We start from the raw sequence: 25,931 nt of genomic DNA, 5'->3' as shown, positions 1-25,931 counted from the left end.
GATAGAAGTTTTTAAAGAATTTCTATCAAATTAACGAATTTCAGTGCCAAAAATATAGTAGGTATTTGCTGATTATTTAGGTAGTGTGAAATAAAAAGTAGATCCTTTAGAAACCTCACTTTCAAGCCAAACTTCTCCATTATAAAAATCGATTACTTTTTGAACAATTGAAAGTCCCATTCCTAAACTTTTTGGATCATCATCTATGCTTTGGAATAATTCAAAAATCTTTTTAAAATACTTTTTATCAATTCCTTTTCCGTTATCCTTTATATAGAACTCCCACGATTTTGGAGTTTCTTTTGCACCAATTTCTATGGTTCCAGTTTCATTAATAATGCTCTTGATGGCATTTTGAAGTAAATTTTGAAACACCTGATGCATTCTACTTTTGTTACTTTTAATGATAGGAAGATTTTTGTCAATTTTAATTTCTATTGATTTTGGTATCGGTATGAGTTTTACAATATCGTTTACCAATTCATAGGTGTTAATTTCATATTCAGATTCTTCATTTTTATCTATACTAGAATAGTTTAGAATACCATTGATAAGAGATTCCATTTTTTCTAGATTTTCTAAAATTAACTGAAAGTACATTTTACTTTCATCGGTTAATTTATTACCTGTTTCTTCTTCTATCCATTTAGACAAAGTATAAATACCTCGCAACGGTGTTTTCAAATCGTGTGAAACAATATGTGCATAGTTGTTCAGTTCAACATTTTTATACTCTAAATTCTTCAACAATATTTCTCTAGCTTTATTAGCTTGTAAAATGTCATCAGATTGTTTTTCTATGTGTTTTACCAAGTTTACCGACTCATTTATTTCAGCAATATTTTCTATGGAATCAATATTTAAAACCTTTGCAATGTAGTTAAGGCTATGAATAATTTTTTTGAGATTTTTAGTTTCTGTTTGTGCATCTATAAGTTCGGTAATATCGGTTACTACCCCAATTACATTGATAATATTATTTTCTTCATCTACAAGCAAAGAAACATCCAAATTACCCCAAATAATAGCTCCATCTTTTCGGATGTAACGTTTTTCTATATGATAAGATTCTATTTCTCTATTTATTAGTTTATCAAATAACTTAAGGTCAGTATCTAAGTCATCAGGGTGCGTAAAATCGGCAATTTTTTTTTGGGTAAGTTCCTTTTCAGAATACCCTAAAATAGTTGTGAATTTTTTATTAGTGAATAATGGTTTTCCTGTCAAGTCTAAAAGTGCAATACCAATACCTGCATTGTTAAATATAGAGTAAAACTTTTTTTCAGTAAGTTTTAATTCATCTAATTTGATGTTTAATGTTTCTTCTATTTTGTTTTTTAATTTTTCCAATTCATTATTTGTAGTCAGCAATTTTTTATTTTGAAGATGCAATTTATGAAGGTAATATTGATGGCATATTAAGATCATAAGGATTAAGAGGTTTATGATGATGATACAACCCCATTCGTAAACAACATAGATGAATTGAGATTGATTTACTTTTTTTAAATCAATTTTATGAATAAGGATTAACGACTTAGTGTCTTTGTAATGAATGTTTTTAGTACTCTTACCGTTGATGGTTAGTTTTTTAAATACATAAATGGCATTGTTGTAAGTGTCACTACCAGCGTTGTTTTTCTTGATTTTGTCCCAAATGTTTTTGTGTGTATGCTGCAAAGTCAAACTATCGGAATTGGATAAAATATGACTAAAAGTAGTTTTTTCATCTTCAGAAATTAAAGGAAATCCTTCTGCGTTTCTCAATTCAAAAGAAGAATAGTACAGGTTGTTTTGTTTGGTTAGTTTATAAAATAGATTGTTGATAAAATAGTTAATCACAATAACACCATTCCACTCTCCTTTTGCGTTGTGTACTTTTTTAGCTACTCTAAGTACTGGGTTGTATGGTATTTCAATTTTACCATACTCCATGTTTAGGTTTATGTCAGAAAAATAGATTTCGTCTTTTTGTAATTCTTTAGCACGCTTAAAATAGTTGCGTTTGCTTTTGTCTTGTAGTTTGTCAAAGTCTCTAATTTTAGCAGTATTGATGCTATCAAAATCAACACGAATAATTTCGTTTCCAAGAGTGTCTATAAATCTTACCTGATCGTACGTGGTTTGTAAATTAGATAGATGCAAAAAAAAGTCTACCAGGTTCTTTTTTTTAGGTTGCAAGCTTTTATTAAAATCTTTATCATATTCCCATTGTATAATGTCTATATCTGTTGCCAAATATTTATACACGTCATTGATGAAAATTCCTTTTGTATCTAAATCATTAACGGCTCCGTTTTTTATAATTTCTAATTCGTTTTTAGTAATGATATGGTAATAATGATCAATAGCCAAATAACTAAGAGCAACCAATGGAATGAAAAATAGTAGGAGCTTTTTGATGTTGATAAATTTCATTGTTTTCTAGGGGTTGAGGTAAAGGGGTGAAAAAACAAATAAAATTTAAGTGATTGTGAGTCAGTGATTAAATTTTATATATTTTAAACTTTACTAAAAATATTAAAAATTTTAGTAAATACATAATCTTTTATAAGGCAATAGATTCTTAAATTAGAGAATGTCTTTGTTTTTATTTTTTAGATGTTTACTGAAGCGTTTTATTGGTGTTGGTTACTGATTTTTTTTTGAATCTGGATCTTATGCTAAATCGTACACAGTTCCGTCAAGAACCTCCTCAATAACAAAAGAGCTTTGAACGTTAGAAATTCCTTTTACAACAGAAAGTTTGTCTACAACAAATTTTTGATACTCGTTAATATCGTTTACGGCAATTTTTAATAAAAAGTCATAATTTCCAGACATGTGATGGCAACCTGTTATTTCTTTAATTGTGGAGATTTCCTTTTTAAAACTTTCTAACAATTCTTTGGAGTGGGTTTGCAAAGAAATTTGACAAAAAACAATGATGGATTTGTCAATTTTTGCTCTGTCAAGCACTGCGCTGTATTTCTTAATGTATCCTTTTTGCTCTAGTTTTTTAATTCGTTCAAAGGTAGGAGATACGGTTAGTCCTATTTTATTGGCAATTTCTTTGGTGTTTTGCTTTGCGTTTTCTTGCAATAACATCAGTATTTTTTTATCAATAGTGTCCATGAATTAGAAAAATATTCTGTTTTGTATTAGTAGACTGTTTCGATTAGTGTAAATGTACTGTTTTATTTGTTATTCAAGTTTTATTTACTGTGTTTGTAATTAATAAAAGTTTTTAATTTTGATTTTTGTTACTTTTGCAGTGATTATAAATTAATTAATATGATTGTGAAAGAACTAAAACCAGAAGACAAAGATATTTTAGAAAATCTTAGGATCAATTTAGATAAGAACAACGAATTTATGCTAGGATATCCTGTTTCTAAAGATTTTGATTATCAGGAATTGATTCCGTTTTTTAAATTTCCAATCAACAACGTGGGAGACCCTTTTGAAGAAGGAACAAACAAAGTGCAAACTCATTTTATGGAAAGAGAGGTGGTTTCTTTTTTTGCAAAGTTATTCAGAGCAGAAATCAATAATTATTGGGGATATGTGACTAACGGTGGATCTGAAAGCAATTTGTACGGTCTGTATTTGGGGAGGGAATTGTATCCTAAAGCAATGGTCTATTATTCGGACGCTACACATTATAGTGTTCGTAAAAATATAGAATTATTGAACATACCGAGTATTGTAATTCGATCTCAAAAAAGCGGAGAAATAGATTATGAAGATTTTGAAAATGTAATCAAATTGAATAGACACAGACCTGCTATTGTTTTGACCACATTTGGAACGACTATGACGGAAGCAAAAGACGATGTTTCAAAAATAAAAAATACTTTGATTCATTACGGAATTCAAGATCACTACATTCATTGCGATGCTGCTTTGTCGGGTTCTTATGGTGTTTTTGTAGAACCTCGTGTGCCTTTTGATTTTGTAGATGGAGTTGATAGTATTTCCATCAGTGCACATAAATTTATTGGAGCTCCCATTCCTGCTGGAGTCATCATCACAAAAAAATCTAACAGAGATCGGGTGGCTAAAGGAGTTTCTGTAATTGGTACTTTAGATACGACCATCACAGGGTCTAGAAATGGACACAGTGTTTTGTTCTTGTGGTATGCCTTAAAAAAATATGGATTTGAAGGTTTGAAACAGCGTTACCATCACAGTTTAGAGGTAGCTGCTTATTGCATTCAGAAATTAGAGACTATCGGAATTGAATCTTGGAAAAATCCTGGAGCAATTACCGTGATTTTACCAAGAGTTTCTAACGAAGTGATTTTAAAATGGCAATTGGCTTCTCAGGGAGCTATTTCACATATCATTTGTATGCCCAATGTAACAAAAATTCAGATTGATGAGTTGATAAATGATATGGTAAAATTTCCTGTGATTGAGCAACCTGTAGCAGTACACTTTTAAATCAAGTACCCTAGCAATTCAGGTTTTTCGTTCAAATATTCTCCAAAAAAACCTTTGTTTTTCATTCTTTCAAGCAAAGGTTCAAAATCAATTTTGTTACTAAGTTCTATCCCCACAACGGCAGAGGCAGTGCTTCTGCTGTTTTTTTTGGTGTATTCAAAATGAACAATATCGTCGGTGTCAGACAAAACATTACTTACAAATTCTTCTAGGGCTCCTGCTCTTTGAGGAAAACGTACAATAAAGTAATGCCTCAATCCATCGTACAACAAGGCACGTTCTTTCATCTCTTCCATTCGGGTGATGTCATTGTTTCCACCACTCAAAATACAGACCACGTTTTTTTCTTTGATTTCTTCTTTGTACAAATCCAATGCGCAAATAGACAATGCTCCTGCGGGTTCTGCAACAATAGCGTTTTCATTGTACAGTTTTAAAATCGTTTTACAGATATGTCCTTCATCTATAAGAGCAACATCGTGTAAGTGTTCTTTACAGATTTCATAAGTTCTATCGCCCATTTTTTGAACGGCAGCTCCGTCAACAAACTTGTCGATGTCAAATATTTTGGTATTTACCCCTTTTTCTAAAGAGGTTTTTAGGGAAGGAGCTCCTTTGGGTTCTAGTCCAATAATTTTGGTATGGGGACTCAAGTTTTTAAAAACAGTAATAATTCCAGAAGCCAAGCCACCACCTCCAATAGGCAAAAATAGATAGTCAATAGAAACGTTGATTGCATCTAAAATTTCTAAACCTACAGTACCTTGTCCAGCCATCACATCCCAATCATTAAAAGGGTGTACATAAATGGCTTTGGTTTCTTGTTGATAATCTTCTGCGGCTTTAGAACTTTCATCAAAAGTATCTCCAATGAGCTGAATGGTGGTGTAATTACCTCCAAACATTTTTACCTGAGATATTTTTTGCTTAGGTGTGGTCACCGGCATAAAGATAACTCCTTGTACTTTTAAGGCGTTACAAGCGTAAGCAACTCCTTGTGCGTGGTTACCAGCACTGGCACAAACAACACCGTTTTCTAATTCTTTTGGTTTTAGATTTTTGATTCTGTTATAAGCTCCTCTAATTTTATAAGAACGAACCATTTGCAAATCTTCTCTTTTAAAATAAATAGTTGCTTCTAATGATTTAGAATAGTTGTCTATGTAAGTAAGGGGAGTGTTTTGCACAACACCTTTGATATTCAGTTGAGCTTTGATAACGGAAGCCAAAGTTAGCATAAGAAATTTTTTAGATAAGGTAAAAGTAAGAAAGGCTCAGGATTGGAAACAAATTCTGAGTCTTTTTTTCTGTAAAAATTCGAAGAGTTTTTTAACGAGAAATCAACTTAGAAATAAAGTAGATGGCGTTGATCAGTTTGTTGCTGTTTTTAAGCCTCAAATAGTACTCTAACAGGGTTTGTGTAAGAAAAAGGTATAAATCTAAAAAGCCGTTGCAAAATGCAACGGCTTTAAAATATGTATAAAAATACGTTGTTTATGAAACGATTTTTTTCATAGCAGTCATAGACTCACGTAATTCTTCACCAATGTATTCAACTTCGTGCTCACGGATAGCTTTGTTTACAGCAATCAATTCCGCGTTGTCAACACCATTGCTAGTGTTTCCAAAAGGTTTTCCAATCAAGTTGATAGGAGCGTTGTTTACGTACTCAGCAATTAAAGGCTTACAAGCGTGGTCAAATAAGTAACATCCGTATTCAGCAGTGTCAGAAATAACACGGTTCATTTCAAATAATTTCTTACGAGCAATAGTGTTTGCAATTAATGGAGTTTCGTGTAAAGATTCATAGTAAGCAGATTCTTCAACAATTCCAGAGTCAACCATTGCTTCAAAAGCCAATTCTACACCAGCTTTTACCATAGCAACCATTAAGGTACCATTGTCGTAGTATTCTTGCTCAGAGATTTCCATATCACCAGCTGGAGTCTTTTCAAAGTTAGTTTCTCCTGTAGCAGCTCTCCAAGTTAATAAATTTACATCATCGTTTGCCCAGTCAGCCATCATTGTAGATGAGAATTCACCAGAAATGATATCATCCATATGTTTTTGAAACAAAGGTCTCATGATGTCTTTCAACTCTTCAGAAACTTTAAAAGCTTCAATTTTAGCTGGGTTAGACAATCTATCCATCATGTTTGTAATACCACCGTACTTTAAACCTTCAGTAATAGTTTCCCATCCGTATTGAATCAATTTAGAAGCATATCCTGCATCAATTCCTTCAGCTACCATTTTGTCAAAACATAAGATAGATCCAGTTTGTAACAATCCACATAAAATGGTTTGTTCTCCCATTAAATCAGACTTTACCTCAGCTACAAAAGAAGACTTTAAAACACCTGCAGTATGTCCTCCTGTACCAACAGCATACGCTTTTGCATAATCCCATCCTTTTCCTTCTGGATCGTTTTCTGGGTGAACAGCAATCAATGTAGGTACTCCAAATCCTCTTTTAAATTCTTCACGAACTTCAGATCCTGGAGACTTAGGTGCTACCATAATTACCGTAATATCTTTACGAACTTGCATTCCCTCTTCTACGATGTTGAAACCGTGAGAGTAAGACAAGCAAGCTCCTTCTTTCATCAATGGCATCACAGCAGTTACAACAGCAGTGTGTTGTTTGTCTGGTGTCAAGTTGATCAACAAGTCAGCAGTAGGAATCATTTCTTCGTAAGTTCCTACAGCAAAGTTATTTTCACTAGCGTTTAAAAAAGATTGTCTCTTTTCTTCAATAGCAGCGGCTCTTAAAGTATAAGATACATCCAATCCTGAATCACGCATGTTCAGACCTTGGTTCAACCCTTGTGCTCCACATCCAATGATTACGATTTTTTTACCTTTCAAAGCTTCTACTCCATTGCTGAATTCACTTCTATCCATAAATTCACACTGTCCTAATTGCTCTAATTGCTCTCTTAAAGAAAGTGTGTTAAAATAATTTGCCATTTTGCTTTTATTTTTATTCTAATTGTTTACTAGTTATTGTGCTAAAAATGAGTTGGCTAGAATTGAATTCTTTGCTGGCTCATGATTTTGTTTAATGCGTTGCCAAATTTAGGGAATTCTATTGAACTATCTCTCCTAAAATTTTACGAATGTTCATGGCCTCTTTTGAAATGGCTACTCTACCTGAACGTACAAATTGAGCAATTCCAAAAGGAGCAAAAGCATCATAAATAGCATCTATTTCGTGTCTTCTGCCTGCCTTTTCTACAATAAAGAAAGTTCTGTTTACGGTCACAATATTCATATTGTTTTCTTTGATGATATTTTGAATCTGTGGATTCTCAAACAACAAATCAGACTTGAATTTGAACATAGCTGTTTCTGTAAAAATAATCTCATCATCGGTATGATAATAAGCTTGAATTACTTCCACCTGCTTTTCTAACTGACCAATAATTTTCTTTACAGCTTCTTCCGTCATGTTGACAACAACAATAAATCTAGATACGTTTTCAATTTCTGAAGCAGAAACGGTTAAACTTTCTATGTTGATGTGTCTTTTGACAAAGATGGTCGAAATTCTGTTCAACAATCCTAAATTGTTTTCAGAATAAACGGATATGGTATATAATTTTTTTTCCATGTCTTAGGGTTCTAGATGAAAGAAACGGAGTCAAATCAAATAGACTTCATTTCTTTCATTTGTTTGTAATGATCTGTTATTCAAGTCTTATGTCTGAAACACTTGATCCAGTAGGTACCATTGGGAATACATTGTCTTCTTTTTCTACCATCACTTCTAAAAAGTAAGAGGTTTCACAGGCAATCATTTCGTCAATAGCTCCTTGAAGGTCTTCACGTTTTACAATCTTTTTGGCTGGAATACTATAGGCTTCTGCCAATTTTACAAAATTAGGATTGATCATTTCTGTAGAGGCATAACGTTTGTCAAAAAACAATTGTTGCCATTGACGTACCATTCCTAAAAATTCGTTATTCAATACTACAATCTTAACGGCAGTTCCTGTTTGTAAAATAGTTCCTAATTCTTGACAAGTCATTTGAAAACCACCATCACCAATAATAGCAACAACATGTCTGCTAGGTGCTCCCATTTTAGCTCCAATTGCAGCTGGTAAAGCAAATCCCATAGTTCCCAATCCTCCAGAAGTTACATTGCTTCTAGTGTGGGTAAAGTTGGCATAACGAACCGCCATCATTTGGTGTTGTCCTACATCAGAAACAATAACAGCATCGTCATGTGTTGCTTTGTTAATTCCTTGCAATACTTCTCCCATGGTCAAACCTTCTTTGGTAGGGTTTAGCTGACCGTTGATTACTTTTTCAAATTCAATTTTATCAAAAGATCTAAACTCTTGCAACCAAGAAGAGTGTTCTTTTTCATCAATAAATTCTAAAACCTTTGCCAAGGTGTCTTTAGAGTCTCCGATGACAGCAACATCTGTTTTAACATTTTTGTCAACTTCTGCAGGATCAATATCAAAATGAATGACTTTGGCTTGTTTGGCATATTTACTCAAATCACCCGTAACACGGTCGTCAAAACGCATTCCGATAGCAATCAACAAATCACATTCGTTGGTCAATTTGTTGGGTCCATAATGTCCGTGCATTCCTACCATACCTACGTTTAAAGGATGATTGGTTGCTAATGCAGACAATCCTAAAACAGTCCATGCGGATGGAATTCCTGCTTTTTCAACCAAGGCTTTCAATTCACTTTCTGCTCCTCCTAAAATTACTCCTTGACCAAAAATAATCATGGGTTTTTTAGCAGCGTTGATCAGTGTAGCAGCTTCTTTTACCTTTTCGATATTTGTTTCTGGAATCGGTTTGTAACTTCTAACAACGGTACATTTTTCATAACTGTAATCCAACTCTCCCAATTGAGCATCTTTGGTGATGTCAATCAATACGGGTCCTGGTCTTCCAGATTTGGCAATATAAAATGCTTTGGCAATTGCTGCTGGAATGTCTTCTGCTTTGGTTACTTGTACGTTCCATTTGGTAACTGGAGAAGAGATGCTAATCACATCTGTTTCTTGAAACGCATCGGTTCCTAACAAATGAGAAGCTACTTGACCTGTGATACACACCATGGGTGTAGAGTCAATTTGTGCATCTGCAATTCCAGTAATCAGGTTGGTAGCTCCAGGCCCAGAAGTAGCAAAAGCTACACCAACACGACCAGAAGTTCTTGCAAAACCTTGTGCTGCATGTGTGGCACCTTGCTCATGTCTTGTTAAAACATGATGCAATTGGTCTTGATATTTGTACAATTCATCATAGATGGGCATAATGGCACCACCAGGATAACCGTAAGCAACATCAACACCTTCTGCAATAAGTGATCTTACAACGGCTTCGGCTCCTATGATTCTTTCTGTTTTTTTCATACTTCGTATAGTATAAAGTACAAAGTATTAAGTACAGAGTTTAAAACTAGTGACTCTGTACTTAGTACTGGGTACTAAAATTTAATATTTATCTGTTACACATCCTTCAGAAGCTGAAGCTACTGATTTTGCATATTTAAACAGAATACCTTTAGTGTGTTTTAAAGGTGGTTGTATCCATTTTGCTTTACGTTCTGCAATTTCTTCTTCTGAAACTTGCAGTGTAATAGAATTATCTTCTGCGCTAATAGTAATGGTATCTCCCGTTTCTACCAATCCAATCAATCCACCGTCTTGTGCTTCGGGCGTTATGTGACCTACTACAAACCCGTGAGTTCCACCAGAAAAACGTCCGTCCGTAATCAAAGCAACTGATTTTCCTAAACCAGCTCCCATAATTAAAGATGTTGGTTTTAGCATCTCTGGCATTCCAGGTCCACCTTTAGGTCCAACATAACGAATAACGACGACGTCTCCTTTGTTTACTTCTCCATTTGAAATTCCAGTATTTGCAGCTTGTTCACCATCGTAAACCACAGCTTTACCTTCAAATTTCAATCCTTCGTTTCCAGATATTTTAGCAACTGCACCTTTTTCAGCAAGGTTTCCGTATAAAATTTGTAAGTTACCAGAAGATTTTAAAGCTTTGCTTGTTGGGTGAATCACATCTTGATCTTCAAACTCCATCGCTTCAACATCGGCTAGGTTTTCTGCTAAGGTTTTACCTGTCACAGTCATACAATCACCATGTAAATAACCATTGTCTAATAAATATTTCATGATGGCTGGTGTTCCTCCGATACTGTGAACATCTTCCATTAAATATTTTCCAGAAGGTTTTAAATCAGCAATCAACGGAGTTCTATCAGATACTCTTTGGAAATCTTCCAAAGTAAACTCAATATCAGCTGCATAGGCAATGGCCAAATAATGTAAAACAGCATTGGTAGAACCTCCTAAGGCATTTACAATAGCAATGGCATTTTCTATCGATTTTTTGGTAACAATATCCCTAGGTTTCAAATCCAACTCTAATAAATTTTTCATGGCTTGTGCAGTACGCTCAGCTTCTGTTAATTTATTTGGGTTTTCAGCAGGAATAGAGGAGTTGTAAGGCAGTGCCAATCCCATACATTCGATAGACGATGCCATGGTGTTTGCTGTGTACATTCCTCCACAAGCTCCTGCTCCTGGAATAGATGCTTTGATGATTTCTCTATATTCGGCTTCGTCAATTTCTCCTGCTACCTTTTGTCCTAAAGCTTCAAAAGCAGATACGATGTTTAATTTGCGTCCTTTGTATTTTCCTGAAGCAATGGTTCCACCATAAACCATGATAGAAGGTCTGTTCAATCGCAACATGGCAATAACGGCTCCAGGCATATTTTTGTCACATCCTACAACACCAACCAAACCGTCATAACTCTGAGCATTGACTACTGTTTCCATAGAATCTGCAATAATGTCTCTAGATGCTAGAGAGTAGTTCATTCCAGAAGTACCCATAGAAATACCGTCACTCACTCCAATGGTATTGAATGTCAATCCTACTTGGTTATTTTGATTGGTGAAGGTTTTGATCTCTTGTGCCAATCGGTTCAAGTGCATGTTACATGGATTTCCGTCATAACCAGTACTTGCAATACCAATTTGAGGTTTGTTCATGTCTTCATCCGTTAATCCTACAGCATACAACATAGCTTGAGAAGCTGGTTGTGAAGGATCTTGTGTTAGTCTCTGACTGTGTTTATTTAATGCCATTTTTAAGTTTGTTTTTTCAAATATAACTTTACAACTGTCAAAATTAGGATACTAGATGAGCCTTTAAAAAATAAATCGAAAAAACTTACGTTGTCCAGATGTTGTTTTTAGTTGTTAATGTGTTTGTTATGAATTGTTTGTGTTTTTAATTACATGGTGTCTAGGTGATGAAATCGTATTTAAGCTTATTGCAAAGTTAAAAATTCATGTTTTTTGATGGAATGTGTTTAATAATCTTGTATTACGTATATGTACTTAGTGAGATTAAGTATTTAATTCTTTTGAGAATATTTATTTATTTGTAGATTTGTGAAATTCATAAAAATAAGGAATAATACAGTATATATGTCAAATACAGCAACATTAGAAATTGAAGGAAAAAAATACGAATTTCCATTAGAAGTTGGTTCTGAAAAGGAAATCGCTATTGATATCAAACAGCTTAGGGCTGCAACAGGTGGTGTAACTACAATAGATCCAGGGTTTAAGAATACAGGTTCTTGTAAAAGTGCTATCACATTTTTAGATGGTGAACAGGGTATTTTGAGATACAGAGGGTATGCAATTGAAGAGCTTGCTGAAAAAGCTTCTTTCTTAGAGGTTTCTTATTTATTGATTTTTGGTGAATTGCCAACAAAAGCGGAATTGGATAAATTTGATCAAGATATCAAAGATCAATCTATGGTGGATGAAGACATTCACAAAATATTAGATGCTTTTCCTAAGAATGCACACCCAATGGGAGTTTTAAGTTGTCTGACAAGTGCTTTAACAGCTTTTAATCCAAAAGCTGTACAAGTTTCTTCTGAAGAGGATATGTATCGTGCAATTACCATGTTGATGGGGAAATTTCCTGTTTTGGTTTCATGGTGTATGCGTAAAATGAAAGGGGAGCCTTTAGATTATGGAGATGTTGATTTGGGTTATGAAGAGAATTTTGCGAAAATGATGTTTAAAAGACCTAACAAAGAATACACATGCAACAAAGTGATTATTGACGCTTTGGATAAATTGTTGATCTTACACGCGGATCATGAGCAAAACTGTTCTACGTCTACCGTAAGAATTGTAGGTTCTTCTCATGCTGGATTGTTTGCGTCAATCTCTGCGGGTATCTCTGCATTGTGGGGGCCTTTACATGGTGGAGCAAATCAAGCTGTAATTGAAATGTTGGAAGCAATTAAAGAAGATAATGGTGATTTTGAAAAGTACATTTTAAAAGCAAAAGACAAATCAGATCCTTTCCGTTTGATGGGGTTCGGACACAGAGTGTATAAAAACTTTGATCCAAGAGCAAAAATTATAAAAGTAGCAGCGGAAGAGGTGTTGGCAGATTTAGGAATTGAAGATCCCGTTTTGGATGTTGCTAGAGGACTGTCTGAAGCGGCGTTGAATGATGAATACTTCAAATCAAGAAACTTATATCCTAACGTAGATTTTTATTCGGGAATTATTTACAGAGCTTTAGGAATTCCTGTAGAAATGTTCACGGTTTTATTTGCAATGGGACGTTTGCCAGGTTGGATTGCTCAGTGGAAAGAAATGAGAGAGAACAAAGAGCCAATTGGTCGTCCTCGTCAATTATATATTGGTGAAACTTTAAGGCCTTATGTTGCAATAGAAGAAAGATAGAAATTGCAGATTATCATATAAACATAAAAAAACCTCCATTAGGAGGTTTTTTTATGTTTATTAAAAAAAGTGAAATTCTTGTAGAATTATACTTTCTCAGTTCGAACTTTATTGTTTTGAATCAAATCAATATACAAGTTGATTTGTTTTTTTAAGTTTTTGCGTTCGTAGATAGCATCTAAGAATCCATGTTCTAATAAAAATTCAGAACGTTGAAATCCTTCTGGTAAGTCTTGACCTGTAGTGTCTCTTACCACACGTGGTCCTGCAAAAGCTACTAAGGCGTTAGGTTCAGCTATGTTAATGTCTCCTAGCATAGCGTAGGAAGCTGTTGTTCCTCCTGTAGTAGGATCTGTACACAAAGAGATATAAGGTACTTTAGCCTCTGCTAACTGGGTCAATTTTGCCGATGTTTTTACCAATTGCATTAACGACAAAGGTGCTTCTTGCATACGAGCACCACCAGATTTAGAAATCATTAAAAAAGGGACTTTGTTTTCTCTAGCGTAGTCTATTGCTCTAGCTATTTTTTCACCAACTACAGAACCCATAGATCCACCAATAAAGGCAAAGTCCATAGCAGCAATCACTAAAGGTTTTCCAAAAGAGTTACCAACAGCAGTTCTAACAGCATCTTTTAATTTTGTTTTTTCCTGTGCTTCTTTAATTCTATTTGGGTACGGCTTTGTATCTACAAATTCTAAAGAATCTATTGAGCTTAAATTTATGTTCAACTCAGTAAATTTATTGTCATCGAATAAAATTTCAAAGTACTCATTACTACCAATCCTTACATGATATCCGTCTTCTGGACTTACGTAAAGGTTTTGCTTCAATTCTTCGGTATCAATAATTTTACCACTAGGTGTTTTGTACCACAGTCCTTTAGGAACATCCTTTTTTGCTTCAGTAGGAGTCTGAATTCCCTTATCACTTCTTTTAAACCAAGCTGTCATAAATTATTCATTTTAATGGAGGGCAATTTACTAAAAAAAATAGAGAAACTGAATAAAATCAGTTTCTCTATTGTGTATAGATATTTTAACCTAATCTAAAAGCAGATTATAAAGTGTTTACGTTGTTCAAATCTTCAAAAGCTTTGATCAAACGAGCTTTTAAAGTTTCTTCACCTTTACGCAACCATACTCTTGGGTCGTAGTATTTTTTGTTAGGAGCATCAGCACCTGTAGGGTTACCGATTTGAGAAGCTAAATAATCTTTATTTGCAGCCATATAATCTCTAATTCCTTCCATAAACGCGTACTGTAAGTCAGTATCAATGTTCATTTTGATAGCTCCATAACCAATAGCTTCTCTAATTTCTTCAACAGAAGATCCAGAACCACCGTGGAATACAAAATCAATTGGGTTGTGTCCTAATCCGTGTTTCTTCTCAATAAATTTTTGAGAATTGTCTAAGATTTTTGGAGTTAATTTTACGTTTCCTGGCTTGTATACACCATGAACGTTTCCAAAAGCAGCGGCAACTGTAAATCTAGGAGAAATTGCAGACAATTCTTCGTAGCAGTAGTTTACTTCTTCGGGTTGTGTGTATAATTTAGATTCGTCAACATTAGAGTTATCAACACCATCTTCTTCACCTCCTGTAATTCCTAATTCAATTTCTAAAGTCATACCCATTTTGTCCATACGCTTTAAGTATTCTTTACAAATAGCGATGTTTTCTTCGATAGGCTCTTCAGACAAATCAATCATATGTGATGAGAACAATGGAGCTCCGGTTTCTTCAAAATGCTTTTCAGAAGCATCTAACAAACCATCAATCCAAGGCAATAATTTTTTTGCAGCGTGATCTGTATGCAAAATTACAGGCACTCCATAAGCAACAGCCAATTCGTGAACGTGTTTTGCTCCAGCTACAGCTCCAGCAATAGCAGCAGCTTGACCATCGTTAGGCAAACCTTTACCTGCGTTAAAAACTGCTCCACCGTTAGAAAATTGTATAATTACTGGTGAGTTTAACTCTTTAGCAGTTTCTAAAACTGTGTTGATCGTGTTATTACCCGTTACGTTAACTGCAGGTAATGCGAATTGTTTCTCTTTTGCTAATTTGAAAATTTCTTGAACTGCATCTCCTGTAGCAACTCCTGGTTTAATATTGTAACTCATTATATAATTAGTTTATGGTATTAATCTTAACAAAAATAGTCATTTTTTATAAGATATAAGGGTCAGAATCACGATAGTTATACGAAAACGATATCGTTCTAGAAGGGATAATTGATTCCAATGTTCAATACAGAGTCGTTGATCCTGTAGTTAGAAAACCATTTGTTTTTTTCTAAGTAAGGTTCATAGGTTTTAAAAGCCCAATCCAAACGTAATACAAGAAAGTTAAAATCATAACGAACCCCAAAACCGCTACCTACAGCAATATTTTCTAAAGATTTGATGCCTCTAAAGATTTCCTCTTCTGAGGCGGTAGTTGAGCTTGGTAAATTCCAAATATTTCCGGCATCTATAAAAACAGCTCCGTGAATACTATTGATGACTTTGAATCGATACTCTAGACTTGATAGTAATTTTAAGTTTCCAATATTAAATTCCAATCCAGAATTGGAGCTACCAGGTCCCAACTCATATGTTTTCCATGCTCTAATATCGTTAGAACCACCAGCAAAATAACTGGTTATAAAAGGAATTTCTTTTGTTTTTCCTGTTGGAATTGCAATTCCCATAAAAGTTCTTAAAGCAATTGAATTGTTGTTTGTAGTACTCCAGAATTTTCGAAAATCTAAATCTAGTTTTACAAACTGAGAGATTACTATATCTTCAAAAACAGGTTGCTCGTCCTTTTCTTGATATAAAAAAGAAGTTGTATTTCCAGAAGAGCTAATTCTAGTTTTAAAATAATTATAATTGGTGTCAGAAAGGCCTTTGCGACTATTGTGTTCAAAAGAATAAGAAGTAGCGGGTATGATGTTGTTGCTTGTAATAATGTCTTCTCTTTTTCCTATGTTTTGTAGCGTGGTGTACTCATCTGGATATGTGTCCCCAAAGGATGAAGGAACACTCTCAATAAAATTTCTTGCATTTTCTGTAGTCAAATCATAAGCTCCAACAAGAGGTTGAATTGTTTCAATTTTTGTATATTCAGAACTGTAAATGGTGTAATAAGATTCTGGATTTAAATTATTGATAAACTGTAGGTTTAGAATTTCAAATGTATGCGTATTTTTTGTTGATGATTTCCAATTGTAATCAATAATCCCAGAGACTTTTTGTTTGTCTAATCCTATGTTTTTCTGAAAACTAGTACCAATGGTAATTTTTGTTTTTGGAGTCATGGTTCTTGGGATGATGTTTCCTAAAAAAGGAAAAATGAATTTAGGAAACTCCAAGGAAGCATCAATACCCACTTCAAAAGCATCAAAATCTCTTGATTCTTCTCCACTAACTTTAGTTGCGGTGTCAAAAATACTTCCTTGTAGTGAAAGCTGAAACATTTCTGCTCCTCTAAATAGATTTCTATTTACAAAACTAAATCCTCCAGACAAACCCAGGTTTTTGATGTTAGAATGAATAATTTCTGTGTTTAGTCCAATTCCATACTTCTTTTGTGGTGTCAAAACAATTGTTGTAGAAAGTGTATTGTCAGAAAGTTCTTTGTGAGTGATTTTAACAGATTTAAAATTGTTAAGAGACCTAAGATGGTTTCGGGTCAACTCCACATTTTTATCGCTGTAAATCTGGTTGGGTTGAATAAAAATAGAATTGTTAAGTGTTTTTAATTTGTGCTTTAATTTATGGTGCGCGTAAAAATCTATAAATCGATACGTTTTTTTTACATCGTATGGATTGTTTCTATTGTTGTAGGAATAGTCTGTGAATACAGATATTTTTTTGATGGTTTGAATCTCAGTAGGCAACTCAACTATTTTATCTTCTTTTTTTATTTTTCGATTGTCAATGTTGATTTCTACAGAGGTAATGTGATTTTGAGCAAGAGTATCTATGTTTCTAAAACTAATCAATCCTTCTGAAAAATGATAAAAACCATTGTTTCGTAAGGTTGTAGTAATTTCTGACAATGCTTTTGTGAAATTGGTTAAATTGTATTGATCTCCTTTTTTTAGAGGTATGTGGTTTTTGTGTTTGCTAAGGGTTGAGTCTATAGCCTTGGAGGCGATTTTGTAAGTGATATCTCCTAAATAATAAGGCTTGTTTTTGGTGATCTCATACGTAACGTTGGCCGTTTTTAAATCTTTGATGACAATAGTTTTTACGCTTGCATCAAAATAACCATGATTAAAAAAATGAGTTCTCAAGTTGTCAGCTGTACGAGTTGTTTTTTTAGGTTCTAAAATTACAGGAGCCTCTCCAGTAGTTAAAAACCAATTATTGATGCTTCTTTTTTTATTGAGTAATTTTAAAGTTTGTTTTTTAGATAGTATTTTGGTGAACAGATTATTTCTGTTGATGAAGTTGGTTATTTTTTGTTGATGAATGGAATCGTAATCAGGGTTTCCAATATTGTAAACAGCTAAACTTATAGGGAAACCAAGTAACGTATTGTTAGGGCGTTGAATTAAATAAGAGGTAATTGCTATGTCAGAAGTTTTATCCTGATCTATACGAATGGCGTTTTTTTTGAGTAAAAAAGAATTTTTCTGCACATACTTCGTAGTGTTACATGCTGTAAATACACAGCTAACTAAAAGAGAAAATAAGAAAGAGTATAAAGACGTTTTCAAATATCAATAATTTGTAAATCAAAAATAAGCATTAAATAGGTTACTAAGTAATGCTTGTTGAATTTTAGTAGTAAATTTGGTGTTTCAAAAAATAAAAATATGTCTATATCTAAAAGTCAAATCAAGTTGATAACGAGTTTGCAACAAAAAAAGTATCGTTTGAAAGAAAGTCTTTTTGTTGTAGAAGGAATAAAAGTTGTAGATGAGTTTTTGAAGTCTGACTTTGAGTTGAACTCTCTTTTTTGCACTGAAGATGTAAAAGAATGTTATTTTGGGTCCAATCCTGAAATAATTACAGAGATAGAATTAAAAAAAATAAGTGGATTAAAGTCTCCAAACAAAGTACTAGCACTTTTTAAAATTCCTAAAGAAACAAGAATTGATCAACTATTGGGGTTAAAAGTAATGTTAGACGATATCAATGATCCAGGGAATTTAGGAACAATTATCAGATTGTGTGATTGGTTTGGTGTAAAAGAAATAATTTGTAGTAAAAACACAGTTGATTGCTACAATTCTAAGGTAGTGCAATCTACGATGGGGTCGTTGACAAGAGTAAATATCAAATATGTTGATTTGATGTCTTACATAGAACAAACATCACAGCCATTGTTTATTGCAGATATGGAAGGGGAGAATGTTTACAATTCAAAATTGCCAAGTGATGGAATTGTAATCATGGGGAATGAAGCCAATGGAGTCAGTAACGATATCAAGAAGATAGTAACCCACAAATTGACAATTCCAAGATATGGAGAAATTCAAGCAACAGAAAGCCTAAATGTAGCTACTGCTACGGCTATTTTATTGAATGAATTTAGACGTAATATTTTTATTGAAAAATTAAGCTAAACATAATAGCTCTAGAGTTCAATTTGTAAGGAGCATTTGTTCTTGCTATTGACCCCATATTTTCACCTGAAAACTCACTGTTTACACCATAAATCCCTTTTAGAGATGGTGTTAATTTGAAGTAAGGAAGGTAAATATTGAAACCCATAGAGATTTCTGCAGCTACTGTCGTTGTTTTCAAACTAAAATCATAAGGATCAGCCCCATTATTATTGTTATTGTCTTCAGTATTAAAATTATAATTCATTGACAATCCACCTGTAGCAAAAACTCTAAAATTATTGATTCTATCAGTAGTTAATTTCAAGGATACAGGGAAACGAAAATAGGTTGCGTTCAAGTCGAAGCTTCTCCCCCCAAAAGACAGTACGTTGCTAGAACTCATAATACCTGGTTCTAAAAATATACTAATATTTTGTGTGAGACTGTAATCTGCAATTACCCCTAGTTGAAATCCACTACCTACTGTAACAGAAACAGGATCGTCAGATTCAACAGAATAACCTTTTTGATGCAGTCCAAGATAGAATCCATAACGGATTTTACTTTTGTCAAAATGCTGTAGTCTACTTATCTTTTCTTCCTGTGCGAAAGAAAATGTACAAAGTAATAAGAAAAATATAACAATTTTAGGGGTCATTGTTTGTTTGCTTTATAGATTGTTGATACTCCAAATGTAACAATAAAATCTTTAACGTTTATAAAACCTGCCGAATTTAATATTAAATTAAACTGTTCTCCGTAGGGAAATGAATTTGCAGATTCTGAAAGATATCTGTATGCTGTTTTGTCTTTTGAAAAAAGTCTACCCACAAATGGAAGGATTACCTTACTATGAAATTGATATCCTTGCTTGAAGGGAAACTTAGTAGGAACCGAAGTTTCTAAGACTACAAAAGTACCTCCTGGTTTTAAAACCCTATGTATTTCCTGCAATCCTTTGTTCAAATCTTCAAAATTACGAACCCCATAAGAAACGGTAATTGCATCAAAATAGTTGTCTTCGTATGGAATTTTTTCAGAATCTCCCAGTACCATTTCTATACTGTTACTAAGTCCTAATGTTTTTATTTTTTCGTTTCCTACTTCTAACATTCCGGCAGAAATATCAAGGCCTATAATTTTGGCTGTTGAGATGGAATTGCTTAGCATAATAGCAAGATCACCAGTTCCTGTTGCAATATCTAAGATTTTTTTAGGTTCGGTAGCTTTTACAATTTCAACAACTTTTTTTCTCCATTTTACATCAATACCAAAAGTAATGACTCTGTTAAGTCCGTCGTAGTTTCCAGAAATGGTATCAAACATATTGGCTACTTGTGTTTTTTTAGTAGCATCAGAATCTTTGTAGGGTTTTATAATTTTAGACATGAGCGTTGACTTAGATTATCCGTTTACGGCAATTACATTGTTTATTTTGTTGGGTAACATTTCTTTCAACATGGTTTCAATTCCATTTTTCAAAGTCATGGTAGAAGAAGGGCATCCGCTACAAGCTCCCTGTAGAATTACATGTACATCTTGTGTTGTTGCATCATAAGATTGAAAAACAATATTTCCTCCATCATTAGCAACTGCAGGTTTTACGTATTCTTCTAGAATATTTGCAATTTCTAAAGGAGTTCCTTCTAGGTTTTCAATAGGAGTGGTTTCAATTTCTACTTTAGGTTTTTCTATAGTCGTGTCAATAATTAATTTTCCTGACTGAATGTATTCTCTTAAAAAAGTTCTTAATTGCAAGTTGATTTCTCCCCACTCAATCAATTCATTCTTAGTAATAGAAACATAATTTTCTGAAATATAAACTTCTTTTACAAACGGAAACTCAAACAAAACTTGAGCTAAAGGAGAGTTTTTAGTTTCTGACGAAGATTTGTATTCATGATCATCTGGAGTTAACATTTTGTTACAACCAAATTTCATCACCATGGGGTTGGGAGTGCTTTCTGCATAGATTTCAACAGCAACTTTTCTTGTCTCTGCTTTGTCAGTAACAATGGTGTTTCCTTCGTTCAAGTAGATTTCAATCAGTTCTCTAATGTCGTTCTGAATGTCACTCCATTCTACAATATCGTATTTTTCAATAGCAATAAAATTTGCACTAATAAATACCTTGCTTACAAATGGAAGTTTGAACAACTGTTGTGATATAGGTGATTCTTTAGCTTCATCTATATTATTAAATTGATAACTTCCTCCGTTGGTAACTTGTTGATTGCTGACAAACTTAACAATAGATGTATTGTTTGTACCTGCTATAGTGATGTTGTGTGTACTCATTTCTGAAAAATTTGTACAAAAGTAGTTTATTTAAATTTAAATTCCTTGTGAATTTGAGAAAGGGCTGAGGTGATAATTGCTCTAAATAAACCTAAAATATATAAGTATAGGTAAGTGCTAGTCTAGAATTGTTATTTTTGATTTTAGCAGGATTTACGGTGCTTTCTCGGTCGTTAAAATCGTACTCATTGGTTTGTTTCGTTTTGTTGTAAGCAATATCTAGTTTAGAATTTCCAAAACGTATTCCTGTTCCAAAAGATCCGGAGTATTTTTCACCAATTTTTACCACATCAATGTTTCTAGGGTCTACATTGTCTTTAAATGGACTTTGTTGATAACCAAAACCTCCTCTCAAATACATTTTTCCCAATCTAAATTCACTTCCGATGTTTACATTATTTGTATTTTGTAGCACATCCATAAAATAGGAATTGTCTTCTCTAAAATCGGTTTCACCATAAAGATCTAAAGCTGTATAGCTTTTATAAGTGTAATCAATATTCACAAACCCAAGTTTGCCAAAAACGTAAGCAATACTTGCTGTAACTTTACTTGGAGTTCTAAGTTTGTATTCAAAATAAGAACTTTCAGGACTCAAATTAGCAGCATTTATATTCTTAGTAGGGATGCTTGCAAATCGGGTAAGAGAATTATAATCTTCTGTAATTGTATAGTACCAAGTTGGAGATTCAACAGCCAATCCTAATCGCAATTCATGTATGGGTTTGTAAATAACTCCTGCACCAACAGAAATTCCATCTGATTGTTGAGAGTTGTTTTCTTCAAACAATACGTCTAGAACATTGCTTGGAGCGGAATCATCTTCGTTGATTTCATTCAATTCAGTAGATTGATAAAAGTCTAGACTATGAAAATTTAATGCAAATCCAAGGTTTAAATTGTTTTCAAATTGTCCTGCTAGTACAAAACTAAGTTTAGAAAGATCTCCTTCATAATCATTGTAAAAACGTTGACTTTGTGCGTTGTTGTACTCGTTTTCCTCGTCGTTGGGGTGTATGTAGAAGTCAGCATATCCACTGTTACCTCTGTACAAATCTCTTTTTTGAAAGTGATTTGTTTTCTGATAGTTTACAGAAAGTCCTATTTTATTCCACCCACTGTTGTAAGCGTAATTCTTTAAGATAAAAACACCTCCAATTTGTTCTAGATTAAAATCGCTAGAAGTATTAGTTGTAGTCGTGTTGTAATAGTCACTGGTGTTTTTGTAATTGTTTACACCAAAGGTAAGCGCAAACTCACCATGATTAAAAATTGCCGCTCCAGCTGGATTGACATTGATGGCACTCAAATCACCACCAACAGCTCCCATGGCTCCGTTAAGTCCAGAAAATCTGGCAGTTCCCAAGTTTTCTTCAGATGAAAACAACACTCCTAAATCAGTGTAATTCAAACTCTGTGCTTTAGAGACAATGCTAGATAAGGCAATTGTCAAAGCGATATAAAAGGTTTTTTTCATGATGTCTTTTTTTAAAATTATCTTCGGTAGCTGTTAGAATTGGTTCTTTTGGAACTTGAACTAGAGCTACTACTGCTACCACTACTTGATGAACTGCTAGGGCTGTAGTAGTTAGAAGAATTGCTGTTGTTACTCCTAGAGCTTCTTGTAGAAGGTGTGTAGGTGTTGTTGTTTGTATTGCTAGAACTTCTTCTGTAGTAGCTACTATTTTTTTGTGAAGTAGTAGAGCTGCTCGGAGTTGAATATTGTTGATTAGAGTAACTGCTTCTATAGCGATTGGTATTGTCTCTTTTTGTTTGTGTCCTATTTCTGTAATTGGTGTTAGGGTATTGGTAGTTTTGGTAATAATAAGGATTCATAGATCCGTAATAATAAGGGCTTCCCCAGTAGGGATTGTAGTTGTATCCAAACCCCAAGTTCCAGTTCCAGTTGTTGTATCCGTAGTAACTATTATTGTTCCAGTAATAACGATTCCAACGGTAATCATTCCACCAAAAAGGATCGTTCCATCCAGAATTGTCGTAATTGCTGTTCGGCTGTACGTATATATTAACTTCTTGAGGTATTTCTCTTGATGAGTAAACCTCTTGGGGGTTTATGCTGTTTGGTGTCAAAAGTGAAGGGTCAGACAAAATAGGATCCAAACCATTTACTTTTTTCATTTCATCACTAAAAACCGTATTGGGTACATGCTTCTTAGTTTCGTAGATACCGTCGTAGTACGGATAATTTTGGTAAAAGGTACAAGAACTATAGGTGAAACTGATGATTCCTAGTACAATAAATTTTGTCCAAGGCAGAGAAAATACTTTATAGATATTCATAATACTTTTTATTTTATTGTTGAACAATGCAAAAAATAGTAGTTTTGCCAGCTGGACATAGGATCCAAACTATATATAGTAAAATTACAATTTCTGTGCCAAAAAAATACATATGGGAGCAAAATTAACGAGTAGAAGTGCTGATTATTCAAAATGGTATAACGAATTGGTGGTAAAGGCCGATTTGGCTGAGAATTCAGCAGTTAGAGGATGTATGGTCATCAAACCTTATGGGTATGCTATTTGGGAAAAAATGCAAAATGAATTGGATAGAATGTTTAAAGAAACAGGTCATGAAAATGCATATTTTCCTTTATTTGTTCCTAAAAGTTTGTTTGAAGCAGAGGAGAAAAATGCCGAAGGATTTGCGAAAGAATGTGCTGTAGTAACGCATTATAGATTAAAAACAGATCCAGACAATCCGGGGAAATTAATTGTAGACCCTAATGCAAAATTAGAAGAAGAATTGGTAGTAAGACCTACTAGTGAAGCTATCATATGGAATACGTATAGAGGTTGGGTGCAATCGTATCGTGATTTGCCTATCAAAATAAACCAATGGGCAAATGTAGTGCGTTGGGAGATGAGAACACGATTGTTTTTAAGAACTGCTGAGTTTTTATGGCAAGAAGGTCATACAGCACATGCAACCAAGCAGGAGGCTATTGATGAGACTTTGCAAATGCAGCAAATTTATGCTGAGTTTGCAGAGAGCTTTATGGCAATGCCCGTAGTTAAAGGAGTGAAGTCTGAAAGTGAACGTTTTGCTGGTGCAGATGATACCTATACTATAGAAGCGTTAATGCAAGATGGAAAAGCATTGCAAGCGGGAACCTCTCACTTTTTAGGACAGAATTTTGCCAAAGCGTTTGATGTGAAATATACGTCAAAAGAAGGGAAACAAGAACATGTTTGGTCTACTTCATGGGGAGTTTCTACTCGTTTGATTGGTGGATTGATCATGACACATTCCGATGATTATGGTTTGGTATTACCTCCAAAATTGGCTCCAATTCAAGTGGCGATTGTTCCCATATACAAAGGACAAGAACAGTTGGATGCAATTTCAAAAAAAGTAAATGAGATTGTGAGTCAATTAAAAACAAAAGGGATTTCTGTGAAATTTGACGATAGAGACACGTACAAGCCAGGATGGAAATTTGCGGAATATGAAATGAAAGGAGTACCTGTAAGAGTTGCTATTGGAGCCCGTGACTTGGAGAATGGTACTTTAGAAATTGCACGTAGAGATACTTTGGTTAAGCAAAGTTACCAGCAAGAAGAGGCTGTGGAGGTGATTGAAAAATTACTAGTAGAAATCCAAGAGAATTTGTTAAACAAAGCTTTGGATTACAGAAAAGAACACACTACATATGTAGATACTTTTGAGGAGTTTAAAGAAGCGATAGAAAACAAAGGTGGTTTTGTAGCGGCTCATTGGGATGGGACGGAAGAAACAGAAGATCAAATAAAAGAAATAACCAAGGCAACCATTCGTTGCATTCCCTTAGATTTTGAAGAGGAAGAGGGGGAATGTGTGTTTTCTGGAGAACCTTCACACAAACGTGTTTTGTTTGCAAAAGCGTATTGATAAAAAAAGTTTGATTTTTTTTGAAAAAAAGTTTGCAGTATTACAAAACGTGTGTATATTTGCAACCGCTAAAGCAAAAAGCAGAGCGCTTTTTTAATTAGTGATTTTGGTCCGTTCGTCTAGGGGTTAGGACGCATGGTTTTCATCCATGTAACAGGGGTTCGATTCCCCTACGGACTACAATTTTTTGAATAAGATAACACATAGAATAAGATGGCAAATCACAAGTCAGCATTAAAGAGAATAAGAAGTAACAGCGCTAAGCAGGTAAGAAATAAGTACCAGCACAAGACAACTAGAAACGCTGTTAGAGCTTTACGTAACATGACAGAAAAAGCAGAGGCTGAAGGGCAATTGCCTAAAGTTGTTGCAATGTTGCAAAAGTTAGCTAAGAACAATATTATTCATAAGAATAAAGCAGCTAACTTACAGTCTAAATTGACAAAGCACGTAGCTTCTTTATAAGAAACGAAATTTTGGTCCGTTCGTCTAGGGGTTAGGACGCATGGTTTTCATCCATGTAACAGGGGTTCGATTCCCCTACGGACTACAAAGCCTTACTGATAATCAGTAAGGCTTTTTTCGCGTTTTTTATATTTATTACAAATAAAAATCAATCTCGAAAATTATATTTTAACCAATTATTATGAGTGCTTCTGAATAATAAAAATCTTTTTAGAAGCTTTGAGGGATCAAGACAAGTTGTTGTGTTTAGGCAAAAATATTGGTTAATCTAAAGAGGAAGAATTCTAGATTTCTAACCCCTCTAAATTGCGCTCTAAAAGCTTTAATTTTAGCATTGAAAGATTCAGCCGCAACATTGGTACTTCTATTTACAAAGTAATTTAGGATTGATCTGTAGTTTAGAGTAATTGTATTTACTATAGATTTAAATTGATTAAACCCTGATTTTTCTACTTGTTTATACCAATGCGCTAGTTTTGTATAAGCAATTTGTAGGGTTGTTTTTAGGTTGAATATCTCTCT

General features: G+C 33.9%; 21 protein-coding genes and 2 tRNA genes. 7 read left to right on the top strand and 16 right to left on the bottom strand.

What is annotated here, in order from left to right; all coding sequences use genetic code 11:
* Positions 1-72: 72 nt before the first annotated feature.
* A complete protein-coding gene (locus tag Q4548_RS06850; protein WP_303452941.1) occupies positions 73-2,418 on the bottom strand; it encodes a PAS domain S-box protein in 2,346 nt (781 codons plus the stop codon).
* A 240-nt stretch (positions 2,419-2,658) separates the two neighbouring features.
* Complete coding sequence (locus Q4548_RS06845) at positions 2,659-3,114, bottom strand: Lrp/AsnC family transcriptional regulator (RefSeq protein ID WP_303452939.1); 456 nt, start codon at positions 3,112-3,114, stop codon at positions 2,659-2,661.
* Between the two features lie 159 nt (positions 3,115-3,273).
* Between Q4548_RS06845 and Q4548_RS06840 the strand changes: the two genes are divergently transcribed.
* A complete protein-coding gene (locus Q4548_RS06840) occupies positions 3,274-4,425 on the top strand; it encodes a histidine decarboxylase (RefSeq protein ID WP_303452937.1) in 1,152 nt (383 codons plus the stop codon).
* On the opposite strand, the gene ilvA is transcribed toward Q4548_RS06840, so the two are convergent.
* The 5 genes from ilvA to ilvD form a co-directional block, all read right to left on the bottom strand.
* Positions 4,422-5,663 (bottom strand): threonine ammonia-lyase IlvA, encoded by a 1,242-nt coding sequence (gene ilvA, locus Q4548_RS06835; protein WP_303452935.1) that lies wholly within the window; start codon positions 5,661-5,663, stop codon positions 4,422-4,424. The genes Q4548_RS06840 and ilvA overlap by 4 nt on opposite strands.
* A gap of 256 nt (positions 5,664-5,919) precedes the next feature.
* Positions 5,920-7,395, bottom strand: coding sequence for a ketol-acid reductoisomerase (ilvC, locus tag Q4548_RS06830; protein ID WP_303452933.1), 1,476 nt, complete (start codon positions 7,393-7,395; stop codon positions 5,920-5,922).
* Between the two features lie 118 nt (positions 7,396-7,513).
* Positions 7,514-8,038 carry an acetolactate synthase small subunit gene (gene ilvN, locus Q4548_RS06825; RefSeq protein WP_303452931.1) on the bottom strand — a complete coding sequence of 175 codons (525 nt, stop codon included), beginning with the start codon at positions 8,036-8,038 and terminating at the stop codon, positions 7,514-7,516.
* 76 nt (positions 8,039-8,114) lie between these two features.
* Positions 8,115-9,812 carry a biosynthetic-type acetolactate synthase large subunit gene (gene ilvB / locus Q4548_RS06820; protein ID WP_303452929.1) on the bottom strand — a complete coding sequence of 566 codons (1,698 nt, stop codon included), beginning with the start codon at positions 9,810-9,812 and terminating at the stop codon, positions 8,115-8,117.
* Positions 9,813-9,893: 81 nt separating this feature from the next.
* Positions 9,894-11,573: a dihydroxy-acid dehydratase gene (gene ilvD / locus Q4548_RS06815; protein ID WP_303452927.1), complete on the bottom strand. Its 1,680-nt coding sequence runs from the start codon at positions 11,571-11,573 to the stop codon at positions 9,894-9,896.
* 345 nt (positions 11,574-11,918) lie between these two features.
* On the opposite strand from ilvD, the gene Q4548_RS06810 reads away from it, so the two are divergent.
* Positions 11,919-13,205: a citrate synthase gene (locus Q4548_RS06810; RefSeq protein WP_303452925.1), complete on the top strand. Its 1,287-nt coding sequence runs from the start codon at positions 11,919-11,921 to the stop codon at positions 13,203-13,205.
* An 86-nt stretch (positions 13,206-13,291) separates the two neighbouring features.
* On the opposite strand, the gene accD is transcribed toward Q4548_RS06810, so the two are convergent.
* From accD to Q4548_RS06795, 3 genes are all read right to left on the bottom strand, one after another.
* On the bottom strand, positions 13,292-14,161 hold the full coding sequence (accD, locus tag Q4548_RS06805) for an acetyl-CoA carboxylase, carboxyltransferase subunit beta (protein WP_303452923.1): 870 nt from the start codon (positions 14,159-14,161) through the stop codon (positions 13,292-13,294).
* 106 nt (positions 14,162-14,267) lie between these two features.
* Positions 14,268-15,335 carry a class II fructose-bisphosphate aldolase gene (fbaA, locus tag Q4548_RS06800; RefSeq protein WP_303452921.1) on the bottom strand — a complete coding sequence of 356 codons (1,068 nt, stop codon included), beginning with the start codon at positions 15,333-15,335 and terminating at the stop codon, positions 14,268-14,270.
* A 98-nt stretch (positions 15,336-15,433) separates the two neighbouring features.
* Positions 15,434-17,920: a BamA/TamA family outer membrane protein gene (locus tag Q4548_RS06795; RefSeq protein ID WP_303452919.1), complete on the bottom strand. Its 2,487-nt coding sequence runs from the start codon at positions 17,918-17,920 to the stop codon at positions 15,434-15,436.
* Positions 17,921-18,019: 99 nt separating this feature from the next.
* On the opposite strand from Q4548_RS06795, the gene Q4548_RS06790 reads away from it, so the two are divergent.
* Positions 18,020-18,772 (top strand): RNA methyltransferase, encoded by a 753-nt coding sequence (locus Q4548_RS06790; protein ID WP_303452917.1) that lies wholly within the window; start codon positions 18,020-18,022, stop codon positions 18,770-18,772.
* Here the strand turns inward: Q4548_RS06790 and Q4548_RS06785 are convergent.
* The 5 genes from Q4548_RS06785 to Q4548_RS06765 form a co-directional block, all read right to left on the bottom strand.
* Entirely contained in the window at positions 18,753-19,412 is a 660-nt protein-coding gene (locus Q4548_RS06785; protein ID WP_303452915.1) for an outer membrane beta-barrel protein, read from the bottom strand. The genes Q4548_RS06790 and Q4548_RS06785 overlap by 20 nt on opposite strands.
* Positions 19,409-20,143 carry a bifunctional demethylmenaquinone methyltransferase/2-methoxy-6-polyprenyl-1,4-benzoquinol methylase UbiE gene (ubiE, locus tag Q4548_RS06780; protein WP_303452913.1) on the bottom strand — a complete coding sequence of 245 codons (735 nt, stop codon included), beginning with the start codon at positions 20,141-20,143 and terminating at the stop codon, positions 19,409-19,411. The genes Q4548_RS06785 and ubiE overlap by 4 nt, the downstream gene beginning before the upstream one ends.
* 15 nt (positions 20,144-20,158) lie before the next feature.
* A complete protein-coding gene (locus tag Q4548_RS06775) occupies positions 20,159-21,052 on the bottom strand; it encodes a NifU family protein (protein WP_303452911.1) in 894 nt (297 codons plus the stop codon).
* Between the two features lie 91 nt (positions 21,053-21,143).
* Positions 21,144-22,529 carry an OmpP1/FadL family transporter gene (locus tag Q4548_RS06770; RefSeq protein WP_303452909.1) on the bottom strand — a complete coding sequence of 462 codons (1,386 nt, stop codon included), beginning with the start codon at positions 22,527-22,529 and terminating at the stop codon, positions 21,144-21,146.
* 17 nt (positions 22,530-22,546) lie between these two features.
* Positions 22,547-23,353 (bottom strand): hypothetical protein, encoded by an 807-nt coding sequence (locus Q4548_RS06765; protein WP_303452907.1) that lies wholly within the window; start codon positions 23,351-23,353, stop codon positions 22,547-22,549.
* 112 nt (positions 23,354-23,465) lie between these two features.
* Here Q4548_RS06765 and proS point away from each other — a divergent pair, with 112 nt between their 5' ends.
* From proS to Q4548_RS06745, 4 genes are all read left to right on the top strand, one after another.
* The gene (proS, locus tag Q4548_RS06760; protein WP_303452905.1) at positions 23,466-24,944 is read left to right on the top strand and encodes a proline--tRNA ligase; all 1,479 of its coding nucleotides are present in this window, start codon (positions 23,466-23,468) and stop codon (positions 24,942-24,944) included.
* A 108-nt stretch (positions 24,945-25,052) separates the two neighbouring features.
* Positions 25,053-25,124 (top strand) — tRNA-Glu (locus tag Q4548_RS06755).
* 33 nt (positions 25,125-25,157) lie between these two features.
* On the top strand, positions 25,158-25,409 hold the full coding sequence (gene rpsT, locus Q4548_RS06750) for a 30S ribosomal protein S20 (RefSeq protein ID WP_303452903.1): 252 nt from the start codon (positions 25,158-25,160) through the stop codon (positions 25,407-25,409).
* A gap of 13 nt (positions 25,410-25,422) precedes the next feature.
* Positions 25,423-25,494, top strand: a tRNA-Glu gene (locus Q4548_RS06745).
* 161 nt (positions 25,495-25,655) lie between these two features.
* Here Q4548_RS06745 and Q4548_RS06740 read toward each other — a convergent pair.
* Positions 25,656-25,931, bottom strand: a 276-nt coding sequence (locus Q4548_RS06740; protein WP_303452901.1) for a transposase, incomplete at its 5' end; no start/stop codon positions are given.

This window comes from Wenyingzhuangia sp. 2_MG-2023 (genome assembly GCF_030548295.1).
Classification (GTDB): Bacteria; Bacteroidota; Bacteroidia; order Flavobacteriales; family Flavobacteriaceae; genus Wenyingzhuangia.
The sequence above is the reverse complement of the archived record's forward strand: the minus strand, read 5'-3'. Positions and strand labels throughout refer to the sequence as shown.